General features: G+C 73.7%; 27 protein-coding genes. 23 read left to right on the forward strand and 4 right to left on the reverse strand.

Going from position 1 to position 26,404, the window contains the following annotated elements:
- Positions 1-9 precede the first annotated feature (9 nt).
- From trmD to CXH06_RS11060, 10 genes are all read left to right on the forward strand, one after another.
- The gene (trmD, locus tag CXH06_RS11015) at positions 10-762 is read left to right on the forward strand and encodes a tRNA (guanosine(37)-N1)-methyltransferase TrmD (protein WP_232820313.1); all 753 of its coding nucleotides are present in this window, start codon (positions 10-12) and stop codon (positions 760-762) included.
- Between the two features lie 321 nt (positions 763-1,083).
- Positions 1,084-1,434, forward strand: coding sequence for a 50S ribosomal protein L19 (gene rplS, locus CXH06_RS11020; protein ID WP_114855294.1), 351 nt, complete (start codon positions 1,084-1,086; stop codon positions 1,432-1,434).
- Positions 1,435-1,453: 19 nt separating this feature from the next.
- Positions 1,454-2,032 carry a signal peptidase I gene (gene lepB, locus CXH06_RS11025; protein ID WP_114855236.1) on the forward strand — a complete coding sequence of 193 codons (579 nt, stop codon included), beginning with the start codon at positions 1,454-1,456 and terminating at the stop codon, positions 2,030-2,032.
- 30 nt (positions 2,033-2,062) lie between these two features.
- On the forward strand, positions 2,063-2,851 hold the full coding sequence (gene lepB, locus CXH06_RS11030; protein WP_114855237.1) for a signal peptidase I: 789 nt from the start codon (positions 2,063-2,065) through the stop codon (positions 2,849-2,851).
- A complete protein-coding gene (locus tag CXH06_RS11035) occupies positions 2,848-3,624 on the forward strand; it encodes a ribonuclease HII (RefSeq protein WP_114855238.1) in 777 nt (258 codons plus the stop codon). Before lepB (CXH06_RS11030) ends, CXH06_RS11035 begins: the two co-directional genes overlap by 4 nt.
- Positions 3,621-3,923: a DUF2469 domain-containing protein gene (locus CXH06_RS11040; RefSeq protein WP_114855239.1), complete on the forward strand. Its 303-nt coding sequence runs from the start codon at positions 3,621-3,623 to the stop codon at positions 3,921-3,923. Before CXH06_RS11035 ends, CXH06_RS11040 begins: the two co-directional genes overlap by 4 nt.
- 324 nt (positions 3,924-4,247) lie before the next feature.
- Positions 4,248-4,601, forward strand: coding sequence for a YraN family protein (locus CXH06_RS11045; RefSeq protein ID WP_232820314.1), 354 nt, complete (start codon positions 4,248-4,250; stop codon positions 4,599-4,601).
- Positions 4,601-6,139: a YifB family Mg chelatase-like AAA ATPase gene (locus CXH06_RS11050; protein ID WP_114855241.1), complete on the forward strand. Its 1,539-nt coding sequence runs from the start codon at positions 4,601-4,603 to the stop codon at positions 6,137-6,139. Before CXH06_RS11045 ends, CXH06_RS11050 begins: the two co-directional genes overlap by 1 nt.
- Positions 6,136-7,374, forward strand: a complete 1,239-nt coding sequence (dprA, locus tag CXH06_RS11055; protein ID WP_114855242.1) for a DNA-processing protein DprA — start codon at positions 6,136-6,138, stop codon at positions 7,372-7,374. Before CXH06_RS11050 ends, dprA begins: the two co-directional genes overlap by 4 nt.
- A gap of 38 nt (positions 7,375-7,412) precedes the next feature.
- Positions 7,413-8,378 carry a tyrosine recombinase XerC gene (locus tag CXH06_RS11060; protein ID WP_114855243.1) on the forward strand — a complete coding sequence of 322 codons (966 nt, stop codon included), beginning with the start codon at positions 7,413-7,415 and terminating at the stop codon, positions 8,376-8,378.
- Here the strand turns inward: CXH06_RS11060 and CXH06_RS11065 are convergent.
- Complete coding sequence (locus tag CXH06_RS11065; RefSeq protein ID WP_114855244.1) at positions 8,326-9,021, reverse strand: murein hydrolase activator EnvC; 696 nt, start codon at positions 9,019-9,021, stop codon at positions 8,326-8,328. The genes CXH06_RS11060 and CXH06_RS11065 overlap by 53 nt on opposite strands.
- 390 nt (positions 9,022-9,411) lie before the next feature.
- On the opposite strand from CXH06_RS11065, the gene rpsB reads away from it, so the two are divergent.
- The 11 genes from rpsB (at position 9,412) to CXH06_RS11120 (ending at position 20,310) form a co-directional block, all read left to right on the forward strand.
- Complete coding sequence (gene rpsB / locus CXH06_RS11070; protein ID WP_114855245.1) at positions 9,412-10,326, forward strand: 30S ribosomal protein S2; 915 nt, start codon at positions 9,412-9,414, stop codon at positions 10,324-10,326.
- Between the two features lie 103 nt (positions 10,327-10,429).
- Complete coding sequence (gene tsf / locus CXH06_RS11075; protein ID WP_114855246.1) at positions 10,430-11,254, forward strand: translation elongation factor Ts; 825 nt, start codon at positions 10,430-10,432, stop codon at positions 11,252-11,254.
- Between the two features lie 191 nt (positions 11,255-11,445).
- Positions 11,446-12,138 (forward strand): UMP kinase, encoded by a 693-nt coding sequence (pyrH, locus tag CXH06_RS11080; protein WP_232820315.1) that lies wholly within the window; start codon positions 11,446-11,448, stop codon positions 12,136-12,138.
- A 76-nt stretch (positions 12,139-12,214) separates the two neighbouring features.
- Positions 12,215-12,781, forward strand: a complete 567-nt coding sequence (frr, locus tag CXH06_RS11085; protein ID WP_114855248.1) for a ribosome recycling factor — start codon at positions 12,215-12,217, stop codon at positions 12,779-12,781.
- Positions 12,782-12,812: 31 nt separating this feature from the next.
- Positions 12,813-13,706 carry a phosphatidate cytidylyltransferase gene (locus CXH06_RS11090; protein ID WP_114855249.1) on the forward strand — a complete coding sequence of 298 codons (894 nt, stop codon included), beginning with the start codon at positions 12,813-12,815 and terminating at the stop codon, positions 13,704-13,706.
- Positions 13,703-14,998: a 23S rRNA (adenine(2503)-C(2))-methyltransferase RlmN gene (gene rlmN, locus CXH06_RS11095; protein ID WP_114855250.1), complete on the forward strand. Its 1,296-nt coding sequence runs from the start codon at positions 13,703-13,705 to the stop codon at positions 14,996-14,998. The genes CXH06_RS11090 and rlmN overlap by 4 nt, the downstream gene beginning before the upstream one ends.
- Positions 14,999-15,092: 94 nt before the next feature.
- Positions 15,093-15,641, forward strand: a complete 549-nt coding sequence (locus CXH06_RS11100; RefSeq protein ID WP_114855251.1) for a DivIVA domain-containing protein — start codon at positions 15,093-15,095, stop codon at positions 15,639-15,641.
- Entirely contained in the window at positions 15,638-16,846 is a 1,209-nt protein-coding gene (gene dxr / locus CXH06_RS11105) for a 1-deoxy-D-xylulose-5-phosphate reductoisomerase (protein ID WP_114855252.1), read from the forward strand. Before CXH06_RS11100 ends, dxr begins: the two co-directional genes overlap by 4 nt.
- Positions 16,847-16,848: 2 nt before the next feature.
- Positions 16,849-18,192 carry an RIP metalloprotease gene (locus CXH06_RS11110; RefSeq protein WP_114855253.1) on the forward strand — a complete coding sequence of 448 codons (1,344 nt, stop codon included), beginning with the start codon at positions 16,849-16,851 and terminating at the stop codon, positions 18,190-18,192.
- Between the two features lie 96 nt (positions 18,193-18,288).
- Positions 18,289-19,452, forward strand: coding sequence for a flavodoxin-dependent (E)-4-hydroxy-3-methylbut-2-enyl-diphosphate synthase (gene ispG, locus CXH06_RS11115; RefSeq protein WP_114855254.1), 1,164 nt, complete (start codon positions 18,289-18,291; stop codon positions 19,450-19,452).
- A 6-nt stretch (positions 19,453-19,458) separates the two neighbouring features.
- Positions 19,459-20,310, forward strand: coding sequence for a DUF4081 domain-containing GNAT family N-acetyltransferase (locus CXH06_RS11120; protein ID WP_114855255.1), 852 nt, complete (start codon positions 19,459-19,461; stop codon positions 20,308-20,310).
- Positions 20,311-20,326: 16 nt separating this feature from the next.
- Here the strand turns inward: CXH06_RS11120 and CXH06_RS11125 are convergent, their stop codons facing one another.
- Both CXH06_RS11125 and CXH06_RS11130 read right to left on the reverse strand, forming a co-directional pair.
- A complete protein-coding gene (locus tag CXH06_RS11125; protein ID WP_114855256.1) occupies positions 20,327-21,163 on the reverse strand; it encodes a bifunctional 2-polyprenyl-6-hydroxyphenol methylase/3-demethylubiquinol 3-O-methyltransferase UbiG in 837 nt (278 codons plus the stop codon).
- 124 nt (positions 21,164-21,287) lie between these two features.
- Positions 21,288-22,667, reverse strand: a complete 1,380-nt coding sequence (locus tag CXH06_RS11130) for a hypothetical protein (protein WP_114855257.1) — start codon at positions 22,665-22,667, stop codon at positions 21,288-21,290.
- A gap of 122 nt (positions 22,668-22,789) precedes the next feature.
- Between CXH06_RS11130 and CXH06_RS11135 the strand changes: the two genes are divergently transcribed.
- Positions 22,790-24,580: a proline--tRNA ligase gene (locus tag CXH06_RS11135; protein ID WP_114855258.1), complete on the forward strand. Its 1,791-nt coding sequence runs from the start codon at positions 22,790-22,792 to the stop codon at positions 24,578-24,580.
- A gap of 7 nt (positions 24,581-24,587) precedes the next feature.
- Here CXH06_RS11135 and CXH06_RS11140 read toward each other — a convergent pair whose 3' ends face one another.
- Positions 24,588-25,697, reverse strand: a complete 1,110-nt coding sequence (locus CXH06_RS11140; protein WP_232820316.1) for a DUF4439 domain-containing protein — start codon at positions 25,695-25,697, stop codon at positions 24,588-24,590.
- Between the two features lie 127 nt (positions 25,698-25,824).
- Here CXH06_RS11140 and rimP point away from each other — a divergent pair, with 127 nt between their 5' ends.
- A complete protein-coding gene (rimP, locus tag CXH06_RS11145) occupies positions 25,825-26,403 on the forward strand; it encodes a ribosome maturation factor RimP (protein ID WP_114855259.1) in 579 nt (192 codons plus the stop codon).
- Position 26,404 lies beyond the last annotated feature (1 nt).

Consider the following 26,404-nt stretch of genomic DNA (forward strand, 5'->3'; position numbering starts at 1 on the left):
GAGATCGCCATGGCGCTGCGCATCGACGTCATCACCATCTTCCCCGAGTACCTCGCCCCGCTCGAGCTGTCCCTGATCGGGAAGGCCCGCCGCGACGGCCTCGTCGACGTGCAGGTCCACGACCTGCGCCGCTGGACCCACGACCGCCACCGCACCGTCGACGACACCCCGCTCGGCGGCGGCGCCGGCATGGTCATGAAGCCCGAGCCCTGGGCGGAGGCCTTCGCGGCGGTGCGGGAGGCCGGGCGGGAGTCCCTCGGCGAGGACAGCGAGCCGCTGGTGGTCTTCCCGAATCCGGCCGGTGTCCCGTTCACGCAGTCCACGGCGCAGGACTGGTCGCAGCGCGACTGGCTGATCTTCGCCTGCGGACGCTACGAGGGCATCGACGAGCGCGTCTACGAGCACCTCGCCGACGGCGGCTGGGAGGTCGCGCTGACCTCCCTCGGGGACTACGTGCTCAACGGCGGGGAGGTCGCCGTGCTCGCCCTCACCGAGGCCGTGGTGCGCCTGGTCCCCGGCGTGGTCGGCAATGCGGAGTCGCTGGTCGAGGAGTCCCACTCCGAGGGGCTGCTCGAGTACCCGCTCTACACCCGGCCCGCGCGCTGGACCGATCCCGCCGGCGTGGTCCGCGAGACCCCCGAGATCCTGCTGTCCGGGGACCACGGACGGATCGCCGCCTGGCGACGCGAGCAGTCGCTCGCGCGCACCCGACGGCGCCGGCCCGACCTGCTCGGGGAAGCCGGCGGCGACGCCTCGCGCTGAGGCGCCCGCCGTTGCGCTCCGCGTGACCGATCCGACACTTGCCCGGCCTGCTGACCAGCGACGCCGTCAGGTGCTGGGCTTGCCGCCCCGCGACGGCACTGGCAGAATGAGCGCTCGTGCGCACCGCGCGACCCTCTGCCTCAGGGGAGGGCGCGATCAGCGGTCGGGCAGATCCGTGGCGATGGGAGTCGCCGCCAGAGGCCCAGCACGCCGGCACGAGGGGTCCGCTCCTCGCCGGATCGACGGTTCATGGAGGACGCCCCGCTCGGGGCTCCCGCGAACGATGCCGTCCGACCTGAGGCGGAGGGCTGGAGACACACCATGCAGAAGCTCGACGAGCTCGACAAGGCGTCGCTGCGCGACGACATCCCCGATTTCCGCGCCGGCGACAACGTCAAGGTGCACGTGAAGGTCGTCGAGGGCAACCGCTCCCGCGTCCAGGTCTTCCAGGGCTACGTCATCGCCCGCCAGGGCCACGGCGTGGGCGAGACCTTCCGCGTCCGCAAGATCTCCTTCGGCGTCGGCGTGGAGCGCGTGTTCCCCGTGCACGCCCCGACGATCGAGAAGATCGAGGTCGTCACCCGTGGCGACGTGCGCCGCGCGAAGCTGTACTACCTGCGTAACCTCACGGGCAAGAAGGCCCGCATCAAGGAGAAGCGCACCCACTCCTGATCCTCCCCGGATCCCAGGAATGACCCGCGCCAGCGCGAGCGGACGGCGGCGGCCCCACCCGGTGGTGGCCGCCGCCGTCTGCGTCGTGCTGCTGCTGGTCGCCGCGGGCCTGGTCCGGCATCTCGTGGTCCGTCCCTTCGAGGTGCCGTCGGCCTCGATGGAGCCGGTCCTGCGCAGCGGCGACGTGATCCTCGCGGACCGCGGCGAGCGCGGGAGCGCGCGGCGCGGCGAGATCGTCGTGTTCGACGGGACCGGCTACTTCGCCCCCACGGCGGACGGCGGTGACCGGTACTGGGTCAAGCGGGTCATCGCCGTGGGCGGCGACCGGGTGGAGTGCTGCGACCCCTCCGGATCCCTCCTCCTCGACGGCGAGCCGCTGCCGGAGCCCTACCTCCCGGCGGGGACCGCGCCCAGCACGATCGAGTTCGACCTCGAGGTGCCCGAGGGACGGATGTTCGTCCTCGGCGACAATCGGGCGGACTCCACCGACTCCCGCCACCTGCTGGGCGCGCCCGGCGGGGGGATGATCCCCGTCGAGCGCGTGGTCGGCGAGGTGGATCGCATCGTGTGGCCATGGCCTCGCCGCGCGGCGCTCTGATTCGCAGGGTCTGCGGATAGGATCACGGCGATGAATGCGTCCGATGCCTCCCGCCGCGCAGTGTCCGATTCCGAGGACGCTGCGTCCGCTGGGGATCCCGGAGCGGAGGAGGCGGCGACCGGCCACGGTCGCGGTGCCCGCCGCAGCCGCCGTCAGCGTATGCCGCTGTGGCTGGACACGCTGGTCACGATGGTCGTCGCCCTCATCATCGCGGTGCTGGTCAAGACCTTCCTCATCCAGCCCTTCTACATCCCCTCGGCGTCGATGAACCCGACGCTGCTGGAGGACGACAAGATCCTGGTCTCCAAGCTGACCCCCGGGGTGTTCGACGTCCAGCGCGGTGACGTCATCGTCTTCGAGGACCCGGACGACTGGATCCCCGGCGACGCCACCGAGAACCCCACCCCCCGGGTGCGGGTGATGATGGCGCTGAGCCTCGTGGGCCTCGCCCCGGACCCCTCCCAGGACCACCTCGTTAAGCGCCTGATCGGCCTGCCCGGCGACCACGTGGTCTGCGAGGAGGAGGGCGGCGCGCTGCGGGTGAACGGCACCGAGGTCGAGGAGCCGTACATCAACCCCCAGACCCCCGCCTGCCAGGCCGCCTTCGACGTCACCGTCCCCGACGGGAAGGTGTGGGTCATGGGCGACAACCGCTATGCCTCCGCCGATTCCGCGTGGCACGAGCACCAGGGCGAGCCGCCCTACGTCGACGAGTCGGACATCACCGGCAAGGCCGAGGTCGTGTTCTGGCCCGCGAACCGCTGGTCCGGACTGGGCGAGGGGCGCGCGAGCTTCGCCGACGTCCCCGACCAGCCGTGAGCGCCGTCGTCCCCACCCTCGACCACGAGCGCGCCCTGGCCGCCCGCTGCGGGCAGGGGTCGCGCATCGTGGTGGGCCTGGACGAGGTGGGCCGCGGGGCGCTGGCCGGACCCGTCGCGATCGGCGCCTGCGCGATCGAGATCGTCGACGGCCGCGCCGCGCCGCTGCCGGAGGGCGTGCGCGACTCCAAGGCGCTCACGGCGCGGCGGCGCGACGCCCTCGTCGACCCGATCCGTGCCGCGGCCCGGGCCGGTGCCGTGGGCTGGGCGAGCGCCGCGGAGATCGACGAGGCGGGCATCGTCGCGGCGATGACCCGCGCCGCCCTGCGGGCCCTCGACGCGCTCGAGGTCGCGGCGGACGCGATCCTCCTGGACGGGACCGTGGATCTGCTCTCCGCGCCGCTGGCCGCGGCCGGGCGGCCCGCGCCGCTGGTGGAGCTGCGGGTCAAGGCGGATCGGGACTGCGCGAGCGTGGCCGCGGCGAGCATCCTGGCCAAGGTGGCCCGCGACGCGCGCATGGTCGAGCTCGACACCCTCGCCCCCGGCTACGACTGGGCGCGCAACAAGGGCTACGGCTCCGCGGCGCACCGGGAGGCCATCGCCGCCCTCGGGACCTGCGAGCACCATCGCCGCAGCTGGCGCCTCGGCTCGGCACCGGCCCTCGTCCCGGCCGGCGTCCGTGAGCGGCCCGTGGGCCGGGAGCCGGTACCCAGCACCGCTGGCGTACTGTGGGACGACCAGTGGCCCCTGCAGGATGAGGAGGAGCGTCGGTGAGCGCCCAGGACCTCGAGAACTACGAGTCCGACCTCGAACTCCAGCTGTTCCGCGAGTATCGCGACGTGGTCAGCCTGTTCACCTACGTGGTGGAGACCGAGCGCCGGTTCTACCTGGCCAACCAGGTCGATCTGCAGGTCCGCTCCGGCGGCGGCGAGGTGTTCTACGAGCTGCGCCTGGCCGATGTCTGGGTCTGGGACATCTACCGCTCCAACCGCTTCGTCCGCTCCGTGCGCGTGGTGACCTTCAAGGATGTCAACGTCGAGGAGCTCAACAAGCAGGACATCTCCCTGCCGTAGCGCATCCCGCCCGCGGCCCGCGGGGCGTGGCGGTCGCCGCGAGCCGGCGCTCCGCGCCCTGCCGGCGCGGCGGCGAGCCCATCTTTCCTCCACAGGCCCCCGCCGTCCCCAGCGCGGCACCGGCACTGTCACGGCCGATCCCGCGGGAGCACGCTGGCGGGCATGAACTCCCTCGCCACCGCCCCCGGATCCCCGCGCCGCCGGTCCGCGCGCCCCCGCCCCGCGCCGCCGTCTCCACCACGAGGCGGTCGCATCGTCGGCGATGCCGCCTCCCCGCCTCTCCAGGGGCCGCTCGCGCCCCCGAGGCCGGAACAGGTGCGGACGATGTCCACCGCGCAGCTCGGCCGAGCGGGGGAGGACCTCGCCACCGCGCACCTGAGCTCCGGCGGCTGGCAGATCGTCGAGCGCAACCTCCGCCTGCGCCGCGGCGAGATCGACATCGTGGCCCTCGACCACGCCACGCTGGTCTTCGTCGAGGTCAAGACCCGCCGGACCTTCGTCACCGGGGTCCCGCAGGCCGCCGTCACCCCCGCCAAGCTGCGGCGCCTGCGCCTGCTCGCCGGGCAGTACCTCATGGAGCGCTCCACGCCGCACCGCGACGTCCGCATCGACGTGATCGCGGTCCACGCCCACCTCGAGGGCACCTTCTCTCTCGAACACCTCGAGGGCGTGTCCTGATGGGCCACTCGCGCACCCTCTCCGTGTCCCTCGCCGGTCTCGAGGGCACCCTGGTCGAGGTCGAGGCCGATGTCTCCTCCGGCCTGCCGTCCTTCTCCCTCGTGGGCCTGCCCGACTCCTCCACCCTCCAGGCGCGGGAGAGGGTCCGGGCGGCCGCCGCCCGCAGCGGTGTGCACCTCGCCCAGCGACGGATCACGGTGAACCTGAGCCCGGCCTGGCAGCCCAAACGCGGCTCGGGCTTCGATCTCGCGATCGCGCTGGCGATCGTGGACGCCCAGGGGGACCTGCCCACGCCGCTGCCCGAGGGGCTCGTGCTGCTCGGAGAGCTGGGACTCGACGGCGCCCTGCACCCCGTCCCCGGCGTGCTGCCGGCCCTCCTGACGGCCCGCGACCACGGGGCGCGCCGCGCCGTCGTGCCCGAGCAGAACCTCGCCGAGGCGCAGCTGGTCGAGGGCATCGAGGTCGGCGGCGCGACGGACCTCGCCGCGCTCCTGCGCCGCGTCGGGGCCGATGTCGCCCCGCGGCCGAGGAGACCGCGCCCCGCGCTGTCCGCCCCGTCACCACCGCGCTCCGCCCCCGCACCGCGGGCCGACTTCGCCGATGTGATCGGCCAGGCGCAGTCCCGGCGCGCCGCGGAGGTCGCCGCCGCCGGCGCCCACCACCTGCTCCTGATCGGCCCGCCCGGCGCCGGGAAGACGATGATCGCCTCCCGCCTCCCCGGCGTTCTGCCCGATCTCGGCATCGAGGACTCGCTCGCGCTGTCCGCGATCCGCTCGGTGGACGGCAGCTTCGACGCCCGCGCGGGCCTGCTGCGGGCACCGCCCTTCGAGAACCCCCACCACACCGCCTCCGCGGCGGCGGTGGTCGGCGGAGGACCCGGTCTCGCGCGACCGGGCGCGATCTCCCGCGCCCACGCCGGCGTGCTCTTCCTCGACGAGGCACCGGAGTTCCCCGCGCGGGTCCTGGAGGCGCTGCGCGAGCCGCTCGAGACCGGGGACATCACCCTGCACCGCACTCGCGGCGTGACCCGCTACCCGGCGCGCTTCCAGCTGGTGCTCGCCGCGAACCCGTGCCCCTGCGGCAACGCCTGGGGCCGGGGCGCGGACTGCCGATGCACGCCGATGCAGCGCCGCCGCTATCTCGCCCGGCTCTCCGGACCGGTCCTGGACCGGGTGGACATGCGGGTGCCGGTGGGACCGGTCGACCTCCGCCGTGAGGCGGGGGAGACGGGTGAGTGCAGCGCCGTCATCGCCGCCCGGGTGCGGACGGCGCGCAGGCGGCAGGAGCATCGCTACGCGGGCCGCGGCTGGTCCACCAACGCCCAGGTCCCCGGCGCGCTCCTGCGCCGCGAGTTCGCCCCCGCCCCCGAGGAGCGCCGGCTGCTCGACCACGCCGTGGCCCAGGGGCGCCTCACCCTGCGCGGCCACGACCGGGTGCTGCGCCTGGCCTGGACCCTCGCCGACCTCGACGGCGCCGACCGGCCGGGGGCCCAGCACATCGGCCAGGCCCTCACCCTGCGCGAAGGAGAACTCCGATGACGCACACTGCCCGACCCGACGGCGCGACCCGCGCCGGCGACTCCGCCTCGGACCCGGAGGAACGGCGCGCCCGGATCACCTGGTCGGTCATCGCCGAGCCGTCCGACGGCATCGCCCTGCTGGCCCGTCAGGCCCTCGGCGCCCGCGGTGCGCTCGCGCTCGTCGATCGCGGGCGCGGCAAGGAGCTGCTGGACGCCCTGGGCGGCACCCTGCCCGGCGATCCGGCCGAGCCCACCGGTCGTTCGCCCCAGGCGCGCGCCGAGCGTGCCGTCGAGCGGTGGCGGCGACGGCGGAGCGGGATCAGCATCGACGCCGTGCTCCAGGACGCGGAGCGGCGCGGCCTGCGCGTCATCGTCCCGCAGGACGCGGAATGGCCCGCCGGGCTCGACGACCTGCAGGCCACGGCACCGCACTGCCTCTGGCTGCACGGCCCGGGCCGTCTCGACCAGCTCGTGGGCACGCGCTGCGCGGCCCTGGTCGGCTCCCGCGCCGCGACCCCCTACGGGGAGGACGTCGCCGCGCGACTGGCGGCGGATCTCGCCGCCCGCGGCGGCACCGTGGTCTCGGGCGGGGCCTACGGCATCGACGCCGCCGCCCACCGCGGCGCCCTCGCGGCCGGGGACGGCGCGACCCTGGCCGTGCTCGCGGGGGGACTGGACCGGCTGTACCCGCGCGGCAACACCGAGCTGCTGTCCCGGATCCGGGCGCGGCATCTCCTGGTCAGCGAGGCTCCGCCGGGCACCGCGCCCACCCGGTGGCGCTTCCTCGCCCGCAACCGCCTGATCGCCGCCCTCACCCGGGCGACGGTCGTGGTCGAGGCCGGCTGGCGCTCGGGGGCCCTGTCCACCGCACGCCATGCCGATCTGCTCTCGAGGCCGGTGGGTGCCGTCCCCGGCCCCGTCACCTCGGCCGCGAGCGCCGGCTGCCATCGCCTGATCCGCGAGCGGGGCGCGGTGCTGGTCACCGAGCCCGACGAGCTGCTGGACCTGCTGCCCGGCGGTCCCGCCGCGGGCGAGGGCGGCTTCGCGGTGCAGGACGAGCTGGACCTGCTCTCGCCGGCGGACCGGCGGGTGCTCGACGCCGTCCCGCCGCGCTCGGCCCGGACCGTGCCGCGGATCGCGGGGGACATCGGCTTCACCGTCACGGAGGTCGAGGCCGCGACGGCCCGGCTGGCCCTGCTGGGCCTCGTGGAGCGCACGGGAGAGCGGGTGCGGCGCGCCCGCGCGCCGCGCTGAGCCGCCTCCCGGTGCCCGTGATGCGCCAGACTGGGGCGATGAGCACCGACCGGGAGCCGGGCGACGACGCGGTCGTCGACGCCTTCGCCGAGCACCTCCGCCTGGAGCGGGGACGCTCGGAGCACACCGTGCGCGCCTATCGGCGGGAGGTGCGGAGCCTGCTGACCCACCTGCGGGAGGTCGAGCGCATCGACCTGGTCGAGCTGGACCTGGCCGCCCTGCGCTCCTGGCTCGCCGAGCGCGCCGGGACCGGCGCGAGCCCGAGCACCCTCGCCCGGTCCGCGGCCGCCGCCCGCACCCTGACCACCTGGCTGGCCGCCACCGGCCGGATCCCGCACGACGTCGGCGGGAGACTGCGCGCCCCGAAACGAGGGCGGCACCTGCCCACCGTGCTCTCCGGCGACCAGGCCGCCGAGCTGCTCGACGGACTCGCTCCCGCCGACGACCAGCCCGACGCCCCCGACGATCCGGTCCGTCGGGCCGTCCTGCTGCGAGACGCCGCCGTGCTCGAGCTGCTCTACTCCTCCGGGGTGCGCGTCGCGGAGCTGGTCGCCCTGGACCGCTCGGGGATCGACCGCGAGCAGCACACGGTCAGGGTCCTCGGCAAGGGCGACAAGGAGCGCGTCGTCCCCGTCGGCATCCCCGCACTCGAGGCCATCGACCGGTGGGAGCAGGAGGGCCGCCCGGTCCTGCGCGACCAAGCAGGGCGCGGCCCCTCCCGCGCCGGCGACGCCCTGTTCCTGGGCGTGCGCGGCGGCCGCCTCGGCGACCGGGCGGTGCGCACCCTGGTGGACCGCCACGCCGCCCGGGCGGGCCTCACCCGGCACATCACCCCCCACACCCTGCGGCACAGCGCCGCCACCCATCTGGTCGAGGGCGGTGCCGATCTGCGTAGCGTCCAGGACCTCCTGGGCCACTCCTCGCTCGCGACCACGCAGATCTACACCCACGTCAGCGCCGAGCGGCTGCGCCGCACGATCGACCAGGCCCACCCCCGCGCCTGAGCGGAGCAACGCCTCGGGCGAGGGAGGGACGCACGCCGGCGGCGGGCGGGGCCGCGGGATCCGCGTCCCAGGGCAGCAGGACGCTGGGCCCGCGCCCGCCCAGCAGGAGCAGCGGATCGAGGTAGGTCCCACCGCGCCGCGCCCCGAGGTGCAGGCACTCCGCGCCCGGGCAGTGCGGGCGGGGACCGGGGGCGGAGATCGTGCCGAGCACCGCGCCGGCCTCCACCCGCCGACCCTCCTCGACCACGCCGGCGACCGGCTCGTAGGTGGAGATCAGTCCGTCCGCGTGGAGCACGGAGACCACCGACCGCCCGGCGACCGCCCCGACGAAGCGCACCGTGCCCGACGCGACCGCTCGCACTGCCGAGCCCTCGCCGGTCACCGCGAGGTCGATCCCGCGGTGGCCCGGACCGTAGTCGTGTTCGGGAGGGTCGAAGGGCACCAGGACCTCGGGCGGGGAGACGGGCCACCGCCAGCGCTCGCCCTCGGCCCGGGCGGTGTCCGCGAGCGCCCAGGTCAGCGCGAGGCACAGGACGGCGAGCAGCCCGCGCATTGCCCACGGGTGGGCGTCCGCGGCGCGGTGCCGGAGGGCGGGGGAGCGGCGGACCGCTCGGGGCAGGTCGGGGGAGGAGGCCTCGGTCATGTCGCGCATCCTCGCCCCGGGGCCGCGGCATCGTCCGTGCCCGCGCGATGCTGGGGACGGAGCAGGGCTGGGGAGGACGCATCGCACCCCGGGCGACACCCCCGCCGGGGTGACGCAGAACGCGCGCGGAGCGGCGGAGACGTCGGATAGACTGCACGCAGCATCCGGTCCGTCCGGATGACTTCGCGTGCCCTCCAGGGCTCGTCGGCCACCGGTCCTCGTCGGCCCGCACCTCGCGTGCGGGAGCGCTCGGGGCGGCCGGCACCCGGGCACCAGGCCCCGCACCGACCGGTGTCGGGGGACAACCGAGAAAGCGGGTCCTGCGCGACGACCGCGGACGCCTCCGGGCGAGCCGTGCGAGCCCAGGCCCAGGAAACAGAGGACACCATCATGGCAGTCGTCACCATGCGCCAGCTCCTGGAGAGCGGCGTCCACTTCGGTCACCAGACCCGTCGGTGGAACCCGAAGGTCCGTCGCTTCATCTTCACCGAGCGCAACGGCATCTACATCGTCGACCTCCTGCAGACCCTGTCGTACATCGACAAGGCCTACGACTTCGTCAAGCAGACCGTCGCCCACGGCGGCACCATCCTGTTCGTCGGCACCAAGAAGCAGGCGCAGGAGTCCGTGCAGGAGCAGGCCACCCGCGTGGGCATGCCCTACGTGAACCAGCGCTGGCTGGGCGGCATGCTCACCAACCTGCAGACGGTCTCCGCGCGCGTGAACCGCCTCAAGGAGCTCGAGCAGATCGACTTCGAGGATGTGGCCTCCTCCGGCCGCACCAAGAAGGAGCTGCTGATGATGCGCCGCGAGAAGGACAAGCTCGAGAAGACCCTCGGCGGCATCCGCGACATGGGCAAGGCACCCTCCGCCCTGTGGATCGTGGACACCAACAAGGAGCACCTGGCCGTCGACGAGGCGCAGAAGCTCAACATCCCGGTCGTCGCGATCCTGGACACCAACTGCGATCCCGACGAGATCGCCTACCCGATCCCGGGCAACGATGACGCGATCCGCTCCGTCACCCTGCTGACCCGGGTCATCGCGGACGCGGTGGCCGCCGGCCTCCAGGAGCGTCACGCGAAGTCCGCCGGCGGCGAGAAGAACGTCTCCGCCGTCGACGCCGAGCCGCTGGCCGAGTGGGAGCAGGAGCTGCTCAAGCAGTCCGAGGTCCAGCAGCAGGACGCTCCGGCCGAGGAGTCCGTCGCGGCGGAGCCCGCCGCGGAGAAGCCCGCCGAGGCCGAGGCCGCCGCGCCGACCGCCGAGGCGAGCGAGGCTCCGGCCGAGCAGACCTCCGCCGAGTGATCCACGGGCCCGGGAGCGATCCGCTCGCTCCCGGGCCCCTCCACGGGGAGGCGCACCCCGCCTCCCGCCACCTCCCGCAGCAGCTCCCACAAGGAAGAGGAACATGGCCAAGTACACGGCAGCAGACATCAAGGAGATCCGCGAGACGACGGGCGCGGGCATGCTCGACGTCAAGAAGGCGCTGGACGAGGCGGAGGGCGACAAGGCCAAGGCCGTGGAGCTGATCCGCGTCAAGGGCCTCAAGGGCATCGCCAAGCGCGAGGGCCGCACCGCCTCCGAGGGCCTCATCGCCGTCGACATCCGCGACTCCGAGCAGGGCCGCACCGGCACCCTGCTCGAGCTCAACTCCGAGACCGACTTCGTGGCCAAGAACGACAAGTTCGTCGCCCTGGGCGACGAGGCCGTGGCCGCCGCCGTCGAGTCCGGCGCGAACGATCCCGAGCAGCTGAGCGCGACCGCCTTCGGCGAGGCGCTCACGCAGGCCGGCGCCACCATGGGCGAGAAGATCCTGGTCCGTCGCATCGGCCGCGTCTCCGGCGAGGCCGTCACCGAGTACATGCACCGCACCAACAAGGACCTCCCCCCGCAGGTGGGCGTCCTCGTCGCCACCGACTCCGCCGGCGCCGAGGTCGCGCGCGACGTCGCCATGCACATCGCGGCCTTCACCCCGACCTACCTCACCCGGGACGAGGTGCCCGAGGAGACCGTCGCCGAGGAGCGTCGCATCGCCGAGGACACCGCGAAGAACGAGGGCAAGCCCGAGAAGGCGCTCCCGAAGATCATCGAGGGCCGCCTGAACGGGTTCTTCAAGGAGAACGTCCTGCTGGACCAGCCCTTCGCCAAGGACGCCAAGAAGTCCGTCGGCCAGGTCGTCGAGGAGGCGGGCGGCACGATCACCGGCTTCGTCCGCTTCCGCGTCGGCAGCTGACATCCCCGGGAGCGGGCCCACCGCCCGCACCCCCGGTCACGCGTGAGCGTGGCCACCGCCCCGCGGCCCCGCACCATCGGTGCGGGGCCGCGCCGGTATCAGGGCCGCGGGCCCCGCGCGGGAGGGGCGGCAAGGCCCAGACCATCACGTCACCGATACCCGTTCTCCCCCGGAGGGAGGACGGACGGCGAGTGCTCCTGAAGCTCTCCGGAGAGGCCTTCGGCGGCGGTGCCGTCGGAGTGGACCCCGATGTGGTCTCCCGCATCGCCGGAGAGATCGCCGAGGGCGTCGCCGCAGGTGTCGAGTGCGCGATCGTCGTCGGCGGTGGCAACTTCTTCCGCGGCGCCGAGCTCTCCCAGCGCGGCATGGACCGCCGCCGCGCCGACTACATGGGCATGCTCGGCACGGTCATGAACTGCCTGGCCCTGCAGGACTTCCTCGAGCAGCGCGGCGTCTCCACCCGCGTGCAGACCGCGATCGAGATGGGTCAGGTCGCCGAGCCGTACATCCCCCTGCGCGCCGTGCGCCACCTCGAGAAGGGCCGCGTGGTCATCTTCGGCGCCGGCGCCGGCATGCCCTACTTCTCGACGGACACCGTCGCCGTCCAGCGCGCGCTGGAGATCGGCTGCGAGGAGGTCCTCATGGCGAAGAACGGCGTCGACGGGGTCTACGACGCCGATCCGCGCTCCAACCCGGAGGCGAGGAAGCTCGAGCACGTCACCTACAACGACGCCCTCCAGCGCGGCCTCAAGGTCGTCGACTCCACCGCCTTCAGCCTCTGCATGGACAACGGGCAGCAGATGATGGTCTTCGGTCTCGACAGCCCCGGCAACATCACCCGCGCCCTGCGCGGCGACCGCATCGGCACGGTCGTCACCAAGTAGCGGCCCCGCATCACCCTCCCGCGCCCGATGCGGGACAATGGACGCCGAACACCCACCGAGAACCGAGGAGCACCCCGTGAGCGACGACACCTCGAGCATCCTGAAGGATGCCCAGGCCAAGATGAGCAAGTCCGTGGATGTGACCAAGGACGAGTTCACCGCGATCCGTACCGGCCGTGCGAACGCCGCGATGTTCCAGGGCATCACCGTGGAGTACTACGGCGCCCCCACGCCGCTGAACCAGCTCGCCTCCCTGCAGTTCCCCGAGGCCCGCACCGTGCTGGTCACGCCCTACGACAAGTCCGCCACCCAGGCCGTGGAGACGGCGCTGCGCGAGTCGGACCTCGGCGTGAACCCCACCAACAACGGGGACAACCTCCGCGTGGTGCTGCCCGCCCTCACCGAGGAGCGCCGCAAGGAGTACGTGAAGCTCGCCCGCACCAAGGCCGAGGACGGCCGGGTGTCGGTCCGCGGCTCCCGCGGCAACGCCAAGAAGGCGATCGAGAAGCTGGTCAAGGACAAGGAGATCGGCGAGGACGAGGGCACGCGCGCCGAGAAGGAGCTCGAGACCATCACCAAGAAGTTCACCGAGCAGATCGACGAGGCCCTGGCGGCCAAGGAGACCGAGCTCGAGACCATCTGAGCCCCGTCCCGCCACCGCACCCCGCGACCACGTGAGCACCGACCCCGACCCGTCCGGCTCCGCGACCGCCTCGACCCCCGTCGAGGCGGTCGCCGGTGCGCCCGAGCCGCCGGCGCGGCGCGGACCCGGCCGCAATCTGCCCGCCGCGATCGGTGTGGGGGTCGGGCTCGGCGCGATCGTGCTGGCGGCGGTGTTCGTGGTGCCCCGTGCCTTCCCCGTCGTGGTCGCGGTCGCGATGGTGCTGGCGATGCTGGAGATCACGCGTGCCCTCGCCCAGGGCGGCCTGCGGGTCCCGGCGATGCCGCTGCTGGTGGGCGTCGTCGGCATGGTGATCTCCACCGAGGTCTTCGGCACGGAGGGGCTGCTGATCTCCACCGCGATCGCGGTGTGCATGCTGATCCTGTGGCGGGTGAGCGAGTCGATGGGGCTCAGCGCCCTGCGCGACGTCTCCGCCGGGGTGTTCTCCCTGGCCTGGGTGCCGTTCATGGGCTGCTTCATGCTGCTGCTGTTCGAGCGCGACCAGGGCCCGCTGCTGGTGCTGCTGGCCGTGCTGGGACCCGTGGGCAATGACGTCGGCGGCTACGTGGCCGGCGTGCTGTTCGGCAAGCATCCGATGGCGCCGAGCATCAGCCCCAAGAAGAGCTGGGAGGGCTTCGTCGGCTCGCTGCTGCTGGGCACGGCGAGCGTCACCGCGGTGGGCACCCTGGCCCTGGACCTCCCGTGGTGGACGTCCGTGATCATCGGCGTGGTCCTGGTGATCGTCTCCACCTGCGGGGATCTCGCCGAGTCGCTGCTCAAGCGCGACCTCGGCATCAAGGACATGGGCCACCTGCTGCCCGGTCACGGGGGAGTGCTGGATCGGGTGGACTCCATCCTGCTCGCCGCCCCCACCACCTACATCCTGCTGGAGGTCCTGCTGCCATGAACCCCGCCGATCCCGCCCGGCGCCCCGCCGCGCCCACGCCGCTCGCACCACCGACCGCGCTCCCGGACCTCTCCCGCGAGGCGGTGCCCGGCCAGAAGGTGGCCCTCGCCCCGGGCGAGCTGCAGCTGCGCCCGGCCCGCCGCGGCAAGGCGCCCGCCCATCTGGCGGATCTCACCCTGGCCGAGCGCATCGCCGCCGTCGAGGAGATGGGACTGCCGGGCTTCCGCGCCAAGCAGCTCTCCGTCCACTACTTCGAGCACTTCACCACCGATCCCGAGGAGCTCACGGACCTCCCCAAGGACCGTCGCGACGAGCTGGTCGAGCGGTTCTTCCCGCAGCTGCTGACCGTCGTCTCCCGCCAGAGCTCCGATCACGGCGCCACCCAGAAGTTCCTGTGGAAGCTGTTCGACGGCTCGATGGTCGAGTCGGTCCTCATGCGCTACGAGAACCGGGTCACGCTGTGCATCTCCTCCGAGGCGGGATGCGGCATGAACTGCCCCTTCTGCGCCACCGGGCAGATGGGCCTGACCCGCAACCTCTCCGCCGCGGAGATCCTCGAGCAGGTGCGGATCGCCAATCGCATGCTCTCGCGCGACGAGCTGCCCGGCGGACCCGGTCGCGTGTCGAACATCGTGTTCATGGGGATGGGCGAGCCGCTGGCGAACTACCGCCCGGTGGCGACCGTGTGCCGCCGGCTCAACGCCCCGGCGCCGGAGGGCTTCGGCATGGGGGCCCGCCACATCACCGTCTCCACCGTCGGCCTCGCCCCGGCGGTCCGGAGGCTCACCAAGGAGCGGATCCCGCTCACCCTCGCGGTGTCCCTCCACGCCCCGGACGATGCGCTGCGCGACGAGCTGGTCCCGATCAACACCCGTTTCGACGTCGACGAGATCCTCGATGCCGCCTACGAGTACTTCGAGACCACCGGCCGGCGCGTCAGCATCGAGTACGCGCTGATCCGGGACATCAACGACCAGGAGCACCGCGCCCAGCTGCTCGCGGACCGGCTGATCTCCAAGGGCGGGGCGCACTGGATCCACGTCAACCCGATCCCGCTGAACCCGGTGAAGGGGTCGAAGTGGACCGCCTCCGACCCGTTCGTGGAGAAGCGGTTCGTGGAGACCCTGCGGGCCAACGGCATCTCGGCCACCATCCGCGACACGCGCGGCTCCGACATCGACGGCGCCTGCGGCCAGCTCGCCGCCGAGGTCATCGAGACCGACGGTCATCGAGCGGACCGCGAGGCCCGCGTGGCCCGGGTCGAGGCGGTCGCCCAGAGCGGGGCCGAGTGAGCGCCCCGCCGTCCGCGGCGCCCGCCGCCTCCCCGATCCCCGCCTCCCGCATCGCTACAGTGGGGGAGAGTCAGCACCGAGGAAGGATCCACTGGTGAGCACATCGTTCGAGCGTGTCTCGCGCTTCAGCGTCGGATACGACATGCGCGAGGTCGACGAGTTCCTCTCCCGCGCCCGCACGGCCTACGAGGGCAGGGACCCGTCGTTCACCGGCGCGGACATCACCTCCGCGAGCTTCGGCACCGAGCGCGGCGGCTACGACATGCGCGTGGTCGACGAGGCGCTGGACCGTCTCTCCGACGCCTTCGCCCTGCAGGCCCGGGACGACGCCATCGCCGAGCAGGGGGAGGACGTCTGGGTCGCCCAGCTCACCGAGCGCGCCGAGGTCCTCAAGTCCCGGCTCGAGCGCCCCGCCGGGGACCGCTTCGCCCCGGCCGCGAACGGCGAGGCCGCCTACGACAAGGCCGACGTCGACGCGCTCTGCGATCAGCTGGTCGCCTACTTCACCGACGGTCACCCGATGAGCGTCGACGACGTGCGCCGTGCGGCCTTCCGCCGCCGGCGCGGGGCCGAGGGCTACCGGGAGGCCGTGGTCGACGTCTACCTCGACCACGTCGCGGACGTGATGGCCTCCGTGCCGTGACGCCCCGCAGCCCCGGGCGCCGGCTCGTCCTGCTCGGGGCGACCGGCTCCATCGGCACCCAGACCCTCGAGGTGCTGCAGCGCCACCCGGACGTGGCACGGGTCCACGGCCTCGCCGTGGGAGGCGGTCGCCCCGAGCTCGCCGCCGCACAGGTGCTCGAGAGCCGCCCGGAGCGTCTGGCGATCTCCGACCCCGCCCGCGCCGAGACCGTCGAGCGAGCCGTCCTCGCCGCCTGCGCCGGGGCCGGCGTCCGCGCGCCGCGGATCGAGGCCGGACCCGCCGCCGTCGTGGACCTCGCCGGAGCGCTCGGCGCGGAGGACGTCGTGCTCAACGCGATCACCGGCTCGGTGGGGCTGCTGCCCACCCTTGCGGCGCTGTCCTCCGGCGCGCGGCTCGCGCTCGCGAACAAGGAGTCCCTGGTCGTCGGCGGCGAGCTGGTGACCGCGGCCGCCGCCGAGGGCCAGATCCTCCCGGTCGACTCCGAGCACACCGCGATCGCGCAGGCCCTCGCGGGCGTGCGCCACGATCAGATCGACCACCTCGAGGTCACCGCCTCCGGCGGCCCCTTCCGGGGACGCACCCGGGAGCAGCTGCGCGCCGTCACCCCGGAGCAGGCGCTCGCCCACCCCACCTGGTCGATGGGGCGCGTGATCACCACCAACTCGGCGACCCTGGTCAACAAGGCGCTCGAGGTCATCGAGGCCTGCTACCAGTTCGCGCTGCCGGAGGAGCGGGTCCGGGTGGTCGTCCACCCGCAGTCGATTGTCCACTCGATGGTCACGCTCGTGGACGGCTCGACGATCGCCCAGGCGAGCCCGCCGGACATGCGCCACGCGATCGGCTGGGCCCTCGCTCACCCCGAGAAGCTCCCCGGCCTCGCCACCCCGCTCGATTTCTCCGCCGCCCAGACCTGGACCTTCGAGCCGGTGGACGAGGAGACCTTCCCCGCGATCGCGTTGGCCCGCGCCGCCCACCGCGAGGGCGGCGGCGCGATGGCCGTGTACAACGCCGTCAACGAGGAGGCCGTCGACGCCTTCTTCGACGGCTCGCTGAGCTTCCTGGGCATCACCGCGCTGATCGAGGAGGTCCTCGCTCTGCCGGATCGTCCCCGCGTCGGGCGTGCCGACGGGGTGGAGGGGCTGCTCGCCCTGGAGACCTGGGCCCGTGACGCGGCCCGCACCCTGCTCGCGGCGCGGGAGAGCTGAGCGTGCTGCTGTTCGTGCTCGGCGTGCTCGTCATCGCCGCGGGGCTGGCGTTGTCGATCGCCCTGCACGAGGTGGGCCATCTGGTGCCCGCCAAGCTGTTCGGCGTCCGCGTCACCCAGTACATGATCGGCTTCGGTCCCACGGTCCTCTCCCGCACCCGCGGGGAGACGGAGTACGGCCTCAAGGCGATCCCGCTGGGCGGCTACATCCGCATGATCGGCATGTACCCGCCGCACCGGGGCGAGCCCGAGGGCACCATCCGTGAGGACTCCACGGGACTGCTCCAGCAGGTCACCGAGCTGTCGGAGGATGCCAAGGCCTACGATTCCTCTCAGTACGGTCCTGAGGACGCCGGGCGCACCTTCGTCGCGCTGAGCGTGCCCAGGAAGCTCGTGGTGATGCTCGGCGGCCCGAGCATGAACCTGCTGATCTCGCTGCTGCTGATGGTGGTGCTGGTCTGCGGCATCGGCCTGCCCGCGGTGACGCCGACGGTGCAGTCGGTCTCGGAGTGCGTGGTCCCGGCCGACGCCCCCGCCGACGTCAGCTGCGAGGGCCGACCGCCCGCCCCCGCGCTCGCCGCGGGCATCGAGCCCGGTGACACGCTGGAGGTGATCGACGGCCATCAGATCGAGGAGTGGGCGGACGTCACCGAGGCGGTGCGCGCCAGCGGCGGCGAGAGCGTGGAGATCGTCCTCGAGCGCGACGGCGAGATCCTCACCGTCCAGGCGACGCCGATCCTGGACGAGCGCCCCGTCCTCGACGAGGACGGCGCCGCCGTCCGCGACCCGAACGGCGAGCTGGTCACCGAGGAGGTCGGATTCCTCGGCGTGGCCGGCACCCCGGATCTGGTCCCGCAGTCCCCGGCGGTGGTGCCCGAGATGGCCTGGGACGCGTTCGTCCGCACGGGACAGATCGTGCTCACCCTGCCGGTGCGCCTGTGGGAGGTGGGCGAGGCCGCCTTCGGCACCGCCGAGCGCGATCCCGAGGGCCCGATCGGGGTGGTGGGCGTCTCCCGGCTGGCGGGCGAGGTCGCCGCCGCCGACGAGCCCGGCTTCGCGCTGCGCGAGAAGGCCGGCACCATGATCTCCATGCTCGCCTCGCTGAACATGGCTCTGTTCGTGTTCAACCTGGTGCCGCTGCTCCCGCTCGACGGCGGGCACGTCGCCGGGGCGCTGCTCGAGGGTGCACGCCGGCGGATCGCCCGGCTGCGTGGACGGGGCGACCCCGGCCCGGTGGACACCTCCCGCATGCTCCCGGTGACCTATGCGGTCGCGGCCGCCTTCCTCGTCATGACGGTCCTGCTGCTGTACGCGGACATCGTCGCGCCGATCTCGCTGTTCCCCTGAGCCCCCTGCCTCTGCCCCTGCCCCGTGTCGTGCAGGACCGGTGGAGGTGTCGCACCTCGCCTCGCGGGGCGGGGACGGTGAGTCCATAATGGAGGGGTGACTTCAGTGAGCCTCGGCATCCCCTCCGTCAAGACGCCCCCGCCGGTCCTCGCGCCGCGCCGGAGGACCCGCAAGGTCCGCCTGGGCGACATCCACGTCGGCGGCGACGCGCCCATCACGGTGCAGTCGATGACCACCACGCCCACGCATGACATCAATGCGACCCTCCAGCAGATCGCGGAGCTCACCGCCGCCGGCTGCGACATCGTCCGCGTGGCCTGCCCGCGCCAGGAGGACGCCGACGCCCTGACGGCGATCGCCGCGAAGTCCCCGATCCCCGTGATCGCCGACATCCACTTCCAGCCCAAGTACGTCTTCGCCGCCATCGAGGCCGGTTGCGCGGGCGTGCGCGTGAACCCGGGCAACATCCGCCGCTTCGACGACCAGGTCAAGGACATCGCCCGGGCCGCGAAGGACCACGGCACCGCGCTGCGCATCGGCGTCAACGCCGGCTCGATCGACCAGCGCATGATGACGGGGGACCGCGTCACCCCCGAGGCGCTCGTGGCCTCCGCCAAGTGGGAGGCGTCCCTCTTCGAGGAGCACGACTTCCACGACTTCGGCATCTCGGTCAAGCACAACGACCCGATCATCATGGTCGAGGCCTACCGCCAGCTCTCCGCGGAGGGGGACTGGCCGCTGCACCTGGGCGTCACCGAGGCCGGCCCCGCCTTCCAGGGCACCATCAAGTCCTCGGTCGCCTTCGGCATCCTGCTGGGCGAGGGGATCGGCGACACCATCCGCGTGTCCCTGTCCGCCCCGCCGGTCGAGGAGGTCAAGGTGGGCAACCAGATCCTCCAGTCGCTGAACCTCAAGCCGCGCAAGCTCGACATCGTCTCCTGCCCCTCCTGCGGCCGCGCCCAGGTCGACGTCTACTCGCTGGCGGACGAGGTCACCGAGGGTCTCAAGCATCTCGAGGTCCCGCTGCGCGTCGCCGTCATGGGCTGCGTCGTCAACGGTCCGGGCGAGGCCCGCGAGGCCGATCTCGGCGTCGCCTCCGGCAACGGCAAGGGCCAGATCTTCGTCAAGGGCGAGGTCATCAAGACCGTTCCCGAGGCCGAGATCGTCGAGACGCTCCTGGCCGAGGCGAACCGGATCGCCGCGGAGATGGAGGGCGCCGAGGCGGCCTCCGCCGGGGCGCCGTCCGTCTCCGTCGGCTGACCGCGCATGTTCCGGCGCGGCGGGCGGGTCCGGGCGGTCCGTCCGGGCGGCCTCGCCGCCGCCCTCGAGCATGCTCTCACCGACCCGGTCACCAATGCGCTCGCCGGTGCGCGGCTGCGCGAGGTGGGCCGTACCGCCGCCGTCTCCCAGGAGTTCGCGGTCGCGGGTGAGGAGCACCGGATCGAGGGACTGCTCTGGCACGGGGTGAACCTCTCCCCGCTCTCCGCGACGCCGCGTGCGCTCGAGGACTTCGGCCGGCACATGGCCTCCCGACCGCGCCGCGCGAGCTCCGTGGTCGGGGAGCGGGAGGCCGTCGAGGTGCTGTGGAGCGCGCTGTCCGAGACCTGGGGCGCGGACGTGCGCGAGTATCGCTGGAGTCAGCCGCTGCTGCTCGCGGACGGCAGCGGCGACACCGGGGCGCTCCCCGGGGTGGCTCTGCGCGCCGCGGCCCCCGGCGAGGAGGACGCCGTCTTCCCCGCCGCGGTCGCGATGTTCCGCGAGGAGGTGGGGGTGGACCCCCTGCAGGGCGACGGCGGCCGCTCCTACCGGGCGCGGATCGCGGACCTCATCCGCCACCGCCGCACCTACGTGGTGACCGATCGCGGCGAGGTGATCTTCAAGGCCGACGTCGGGGCCCTCTTCGGGCCGGTCGCCCAGATCCACGGGGTCTGGGTGCGCCCCGACCACCGCGGGCAGGGGCTGGGCCGCGCCGCCATGGCGGAGCTGGTGCGCCAGGTGCGGCGCGACCACGTCCCGCAGGTCTCCCTGTACGTCAACGACTTCAACGAGCCCGCGCGCCGGGCCTACGCCGCCTCCGGCTTCCGTCCGGTGGGCGAGCTGACCACGATCCTGTTCTGAGCGCGGCCCGGCCGGATCAGGCGGGGCGGTGCGCGGTGAGCACGAACTGCATCGCCAGGCGGTCGGGATCCTCCCGGAGCCGGAACCGGTCTCCGTCGGCCACCATGAGGTCCGGCCACGGCGTCCACGCCGAGTACGGCGTCTCCTCGAAGGAGTCCAGCACCAGGCCCGCCCGGAGCAGCGCGGTGAGGATCTCGCCGATCGAGTGGTTCCACTCGTGGCTGACGCCGTGGGTGAACTCCGGGGCGTCCGCGGGGGTCTCGACGTAGCTGCCCACCTGGTCCCACGTCATCGGCTCCGCGCGCTGGAAGTAGGGCTGCTCGATCCTCAGGCCGTCGCTCACATCGTCCCCGACGGTCATGAACATCGGGTGGTCGTCCCGGATGAGGAAGCGCCCGCCGGGGCGGAGGAGGGAGGCGACGACCCGCGCCCACGCAGCGACGTCCGGGAGCCAGCACAGCACGCCCAGCGAGGTGTACACGAGGTCGAAGTCGCCCTCCACGGCGGTGCGGGCGTCGTACACGTTCGCCTCGACGTACTCGATCGGCGCACCGGCCCGCTCGGCGATGTCACGGGCCCGTCGCAGGGACTCACCGGAGAGGTCCACGCCGACGACACGGCGCGGGCCGAGCCGTGACAGGCTCACCGTGTCGGTGCCCAGATGGCACTGCAGGTGCACGACGTCGAGGCCGCTGAGGTCCCCGAGCCGCTCGCGGTCCTGGGCGACCTCGGCGCTGAGGTGCGAGGGGTCCGCGATCAGCGCGGGGATCCCGTACCCGGAGGCCTCGTGCAGCGCGGCGCGGTCGTCCCAGTTCGCGCGATTGTCCTCGAACCAGTTCTGCGTGGTGTCCATGACGGGAACGCTAGCCAGCCGGTCCCGGACGCGCGAGCGATTTCTCGATGGTCGGCGAGCCGGATGTCCTGGTCGTGCTCCTGCGCTCGCCGTCCGTGCTCGCGCCGCCGGACGCACTCTCCGGTCAGGCCGCGAGGACGTCGAGGGTCAGCAGCACGTTCGCCGCGGTCCAGGCCAGCGGCGCCACCTCCGCCGGACGGCCGTCGTGGAGCACCTTCTCGGGCAGGGAGCCGGCCTCGGTGCGATGCGCGGCGAGCCAGTCGAGCATCTCGGCGGCGGCCTCGGACTCCCCGGCCCGGGCGAGGCCCAGTGCCAGCAGGCTGGTCGACGGCGTCCAGCTGATCCCGTCCTCGCGCCACAGCGCCCCGGGGGCGATCCCGCCGCCCGGTCGGGCCAGCTCCTCGCGCAGGGCGAGCAGCTCGCGGCGGCCGACCAGACCGTGGCAGCCGGTGGCGTCCAGGAGAGCCCGGGCGGAGTCCGCACCGCCGGCGAGCCGGTAGCGCTGATAGCCCGTGGCGCCGAAGGTCCCCTCCAGCAGCGCGGAGAAGGTGCGGGCCGCCTCCCGGGCGTCCGCCGAGCCGTCGAGGGCGGCGCCGGCCCGCAGCCCGGCGAGGGTGGGAGCCATGATCCCCAGCGTCACCTCGCGCTCGGTGCGCTCCCAGTAGTCGGGGGAGGCCGGCGGCAGCGTGGTGCCCAGCGCGGTGCTCCGCAGCAGGGTGGCGTGCGAGGTGGTGATCAGCGGGGAGAGGCGGTCGTGGAGCTCCTCGCGGTCCTCGGCGGGGGCCGATCCGATGATCTCCCCGGCGGCCCACAGCAGCAGACCCGTGCCGTCGAACTGGCGGGGGCGTCCGTCGGGGGCGCGATCGGTGACCGGGTCGTAGCGCGCCTCGAACCACCCGTCGGCCCCCTGCACGGACTGCAGGTGCTCGAGCACCGCCACGGACCGCTCCCGGACTCCCACGCGCGCCAGCGCCACCGCGGCGAAGGCGGCATCGCGCGGCCACACGTGACGCCACGAGCTGCTCCACGCCGCCACCGGTGCCGGGAGGTCGTCGGAGAGCACCCAGAGATCGCGCAGCGCGGCCTCGGCGAGCTCCGTCCGGCCGGGCGCGCCGCGCGCCGCGAGTCGCTCGCGCCACGGCGCGGTCCCCTCCCAGAACGCGGCCTCGCGCGCCCTGACGGGGGAGGAGTCCGGGAGGTCCTCGGCGACGCGGGCACCGGGGGCCAGAGCGAGGTCCTCACCGCGGCCGCCGACGAGCACCCGTCGACCGCTCGTGTCGTAGGCGACGGTCTGCGAGAACAGCGCGATCTCGGTGCGGGGGTCGGCGGCGGGGCCGAGGAGGCGGTGCGCGGCGACGGATCCGGTGCCCACCACGCCCACCGCGGCCAGCGCCCCCGCGGTGCGCAGCACCTCGCGACGGGAGGCGGGGCGCGACGGCGCCACCGCGTCCCCCTCCGCCGCGGGTGCCCGAGAGCCGGGACCGCCGTGCGCTCGCGTGGTCATCGCTTCAGGGTAGCCCCGCACCGCCGGGCCTCGGGGAGGGGTCCGCGGACAGTACGATGGTCGCGCGCCGCCCGCCCGTGTCCGCCGCGCGCCGCCCCGCTCGCTGTGAAAGGCCCTGCCCCATGATCCGTTTGTCGTCATCCTTCGTCCGCACGCTGCGGGAGGATCCGGCCGACGCCGAGATCGCCAGCCACAAGCTGCTCGTGCGCGCCGGTTACATCCGCCGCAGCGCGGCCGGGATCTACACCTGGCTGCCGCTCGGGCTCAAGGTGCTGCGCAAGGTCGAGGCGATCGTGCGCGAGGAGCAGGACGCGATCGGGAGCCAGGAGGTGGTCTTCTCCGCCCTGCAGCCGAAGGAGCCGTACCAGGCGACGGGGCGCTGGGAGGAGTTCCCGGGGATGTTCCGTCTCCAGGACCGCCGCGGGGACGACTACCTGCTCGCCCCCACGCACGAGGAGATGTTCGCGCTGACGGTGAAGGACCTGTACTCCTCGTACAAGGACCTGCCCACGATGCTGTACCAGATCCAGACGAAGTTCCGCGACGAGGCGCGTCCCCGGGCCGGGCTCCTGCGCACCCGCGAGTTCATCATGAAGGACGCCTACTCCTTCGACATCGACGACGCCGGTCTGGCCGCCTCCTACGAGAAGCAGCGCGGTGCGTACCAGCGCACCTTCGAGCGGCTCGGTCTGCCGACGGTCATCTGCCAGGCCGATGCGGGCGCCATGGGCGGCTCCCGCTCCGAGGAGTTCCTCCACCCCACGCCCGTGGGCGAGGACACCTTCGTGGTCTCCGACGGCGGCTACGCCGCGAACGTGGAGGCCGTCACCACGCCGGCTCCGCCGGCGCTCGAGGAGTCGGCGATCGCCGCGCTGCCCGCGATGCACGTCGAGGACACCCCGGGGGCGAGCACGATCGCCGCGCTCACCGACTTCTCCAACCAGGCCTTCCCGGGGAAGGGGCCGACGACGACCTCGGGGGAGTGGACCCGCTACGAGATGCTCAAGCACCTCGTCTACCTCCTCACCCACCCCGACGGCTCCACCGAGCCGCTGGTCATCGCGCTGCCCGGCGATCGGGAGGTCGACCCCAAGCGCCTCGAGGCGGCTCTCGCCCCCGCGGTCGCGACCCCCTTCACCGAGGCGGACTTCGCCCGCCACCCCGTGCTCGCCAAGGGGTACATCGGTCCCGCGGGGCTCGGCCTCGAGTCCCCCTCGGAGATCCGCTACCTCGTGGATCCGCGCGTGGCGCCCGGCACCTCCTGGGTCGCCGGTGCCGGCGAGCAGGGCAAGCACGTCTACGACCTGGTCTACGGCCGGGACTTCACCGCCGACGGCACCGTCGAGGCCGCCGAGGTGCGTGACGGCGATCCGGCGCCCGACGGCTCCGGCCCGCTGCGGCTGACCCGCGGCATGGAGATGGGGCACATCTTCCAGCTGGGCCGCAAGTACGCCGAGGCGCTGGACCTCAAGGTCCTCGACGAGAACGGGAAGACTGCCGTGGTGACCATGGGCTCCTACGGCATTGGCGTCACCCGCGCCGTCGCCGCGATCGCCGAGCTGCACCACGACGAGAAGGGGCTGTCCTGGCCGCGCCAGGTCGCCCCGGCCGATGTGCACATCATGGCCACCGGCAAGGGCCGGGAGGTCTTCGACGAGGCCGAGCGCATCGCCGCCGAGCTCGAGGCCCGCGGCCTGGAGGTCCTCTACGACGACCGGCCCAAGGTCTCCCCGGGCGTGAAGTTCAAGGACGCCGAGCTGCTGGGCGTGCCCACCTCCGTGGTGGTGGGCCGGAGCCTGGCCGAGGGCATCGTCGAGGTGCGCGATCGCGCCACGGGCGGGATCGACGAGGTCTCCCCCGAGGTCGTGGTCGAGACGATCCTCGCGGCGGTCGGGCCGGAGGGCGGCGCCTGACCGGCGCTCAGCCGCTCGCGGCGGGCGGGTCCTCGACCTCGATCCCCGGCAGCGGCTGCATGGTGCCGAGGCGCGGGGCGAGGAACGCGGCCTCCTGCATCGCGGCGGCGATGGACAGGAGCCGGTGCTCGAACGGCGCGGCGCCCACCAGGGCGCTGTGGTCGATCAGCAGCTCCTGGGCGAGCTGCGTCGGCAGCGCTCCGGCGGTCTCCTCGTCCAGGGTGCCTCCGGGGACCGCGTAGACCGCCTGCCGGGCGACCACGGGGGCGCCGTCCTCCTCCGCGATCCGTCCCAGCTCCTCGGCGCGCTCGCGGTGCCGGGCGGCGAGCTCCAGGTGCTGCTCGCGCTCCTCGCCCTCGACCCGTGCGGCCAGCACCTCGTGCAGGTAGCCCGCGTGCCACTCGTCCTCCTGGGTGCGCTCGAGGGTGGTCTCGTAGTCCGAGCGGGCACCGACCGACGGCGGGTCCGCGGTGGGCACCTCGCGCACGGGCCGCAGATCCGCGGCGAGGGGGGAGGCGGTGACCTCCCCGGCACCGGCCGCGGCCGTCAGCCGTCGGGCGGTCCATTCGCTGTGGGCCGCGATCGCGGAGGTCGGCCGGGCGAGCGAGCCGGACACCTGCCGGGAGGCGTCCGCCGCGAGGTCGCGCAGCGCCATGAGCTCACCGACCAGCGAGGCGGCATCGCCCGGGGCGTCGGTGGGCGCGGGATCGTCGGTCGCCCCGGGGGCGGGGTCCTCGGCGGCCTCCCGCTCGTCCTCGAGCTGCGCCCCGGTGAGCAGCGCCGTCCGCTGGACGGGCAGGGCGACGGCGAGGGCGTCCAGCGCGGCGGCGAGCTCGGGGCTCGAGGGCGCCGCGGGGTCCGCGGCGCCCAGCAGGACGTCCGTCCCGGCGATCGCGCGGTCGAGGATCTCCAGCAGGTCCACGCGATACAGATCGTCGATGCCCGGCGGCGGCGGGGTGTACTGCTCCGGGCGGCCGAGGGCGATCGGTCCGCAGCCGGCCAGGGACGCCGCCGTGCCCGAGCCCAGCGTCCCCAGGGCGGCCGCGCGCAGGAGCCCGCGACGGGTCATGCGGACCGGGGCGCGGCCGACGGACGGGGCGTGGGGGGAGTGCGGCACAGGAGGATTCTCGCATCGGCGGCCCCCGGGGAGACGCGGAGCATCCGCGGCCACTATCCTGGGGCCACTCGTCCGGGCGCAGGCACGGACGCCACAGACACCCATAGCAGGAGGAGGCGAGCGGGCCATGAGCGCACTCGACGACCAGACCATCCTGCGGGAGGCGGCCGGGCGGGTGCTGGACGCCCACGGCCTGGTGCTCGAGGAGATCGAGGTGCGCCGCGGCGGCGGAGCCCCGGAGGTGCGACTCGTCGTCGACCTCCCCGGCGACGCGCTGGGCAGCGCCGACCTCGACACCGTCGCCGACGCCTCCCGCGAGCTCTCCGACCTGGTCGACGAGGACGACGCTCTGCTCGGCCCGGACCCCGTCGTGCTCGAGGTCACCACCCCGGGCGCGGACCGCGAGCTCACCGCCCCCCGGCACTTCCGCCGCTCCCGGGGCCGCCTGCTCTCCCTGACCACCACCGACGGCACCGTGCTCCGCGCCCGCCTGCTGGGCGTCGAGGACGAGCGCCTGCGCCTGCGCCAGGAGCCCGGTCGCGACGACCGCGGCCGGCCCCGGCGCCGGCCGGCCGGCACCGACGAGCACCTGGAGCTCCCGCTCGCCGAGGTCTCCTCCGCCCGGGTGGAGATCGAGTTCGACCCGCCCGCCGACCTCGCGCAGCTGATCGCCGAGGCCGGGACCACCGCATCGAAGGAGAGCTGAG

It is taken from the genome of Brachybacterium sp. YJGR34, from assembly GCF_003347015.1.
In the GTDB taxonomy this organism is placed as follows: Bacteria; Actinomycetota; Actinomycetes; order Actinomycetales; family Dermabacteraceae; genus Brachybacterium.

Excerpts from the sequence above, each read along its gene's own strand:
- CXH06_RS11135 (WP_114855258.1), top strand. The coding sequence starts at position 22,790 with ATGATCCGTTTGTCGTCATCCTTCGTCCGCACGCTGCGGGAGGATCCG.
- trmD (WP_232820313.1), top strand. The coding sequence starts at position 10 with ATGGCGCTGCGCATCGACGTCATCACCATCTTCCCCGAGTACCTCGCC.
- CXH06_RS11125 (WP_114855256.1), bottom strand. The coding sequence starts at position 21,163 with ATGGACACCACGCAGAACTGGTTCGAGGACAATCGCGCGAACTGGGAC.
- dprA (WP_114855242.1), top strand. The coding sequence starts at position 6,136 with ATGACGCACACTGCCCGACCCGACGGCGCGACCCGCGCCGGCGACTCC.
- rimP (WP_114855259.1), top strand. The coding sequence starts at position 25,825 with ATGAGCGCACTCGACGACCAGACCATCCTGCGGGAGGCGGCCGGGCGG.
- tsf (WP_114855246.1), top strand. The coding sequence starts at position 10,430 with ATGGCCAAGTACACGGCAGCAGACATCAAGGAGATCCGCGAGACGACG.
- lepB (WP_114855236.1), top strand. The coding sequence starts at position 1,454 with ATGACCCGCGCCAGCGCGAGCGGACGGCGGCGGCCCCACCCGGTGGTG.
- rpsB (WP_114855245.1), top strand. The coding sequence starts at position 9,412 with ATGGCAGTCGTCACCATGCGCCAGCTCCTGGAGAGCGGCGTCCACTTC.
- CXH06_RS11120 (WP_114855255.1), top strand. The coding sequence starts at position 19,459 with ATGTTCCGGCGCGGCGGGCGGGTCCGGGCGGTCCGTCCGGGCGGCCTC.
- rplS (WP_114855294.1), top strand. The coding sequence starts at position 1,084 with ATGCAGAAGCTCGACGAGCTCGACAAGGCGTCGCTGCGCGACGACATC.
- rlmN (WP_114855250.1), top strand. The coding sequence starts at position 13,703 with ATGAACCCCGCCGATCCCGCCCGGCGCCCCGCCGCGCCCACGCCGCTC.
- CXH06_RS11065 (WP_114855244.1), bottom strand. The coding sequence starts at position 9,021 with ATGACCGAGGCCTCCTCCCCCGACCTGCCCCGAGCGGTCCGCCGCTCC.
- CXH06_RS11130 (WP_114855257.1), bottom strand. The coding sequence starts at position 22,667 with ATGACCACGCGAGCGCACGGCGGTCCCGGCTCTCGGGCACCCGCGGCG.
- lepB (WP_114855237.1), top strand. The coding sequence starts at position 2,063 with ATGAATGCGTCCGATGCCTCCCGCCGCGCAGTGTCCGATTCCGAGGAC.
- CXH06_RS11050 (WP_114855241.1), top strand. The coding sequence starts at position 4,601 with ATGGGCCACTCGCGCACCCTCTCCGTGTCCCTCGCCGGTCTCGAGGGC.
- CXH06_RS11060 (WP_114855243.1), top strand. The coding sequence starts at position 7,413 with ATGAGCACCGACCGGGAGCCGGGCGACGACGCGGTCGTCGACGCCTTC.
- CXH06_RS11045 (WP_232820314.1), top strand. The coding sequence starts at position 4,248 with ATGTCCACCGCGCAGCTCGGCCGAGCGGGGGAGGACCTCGCCACCGCG.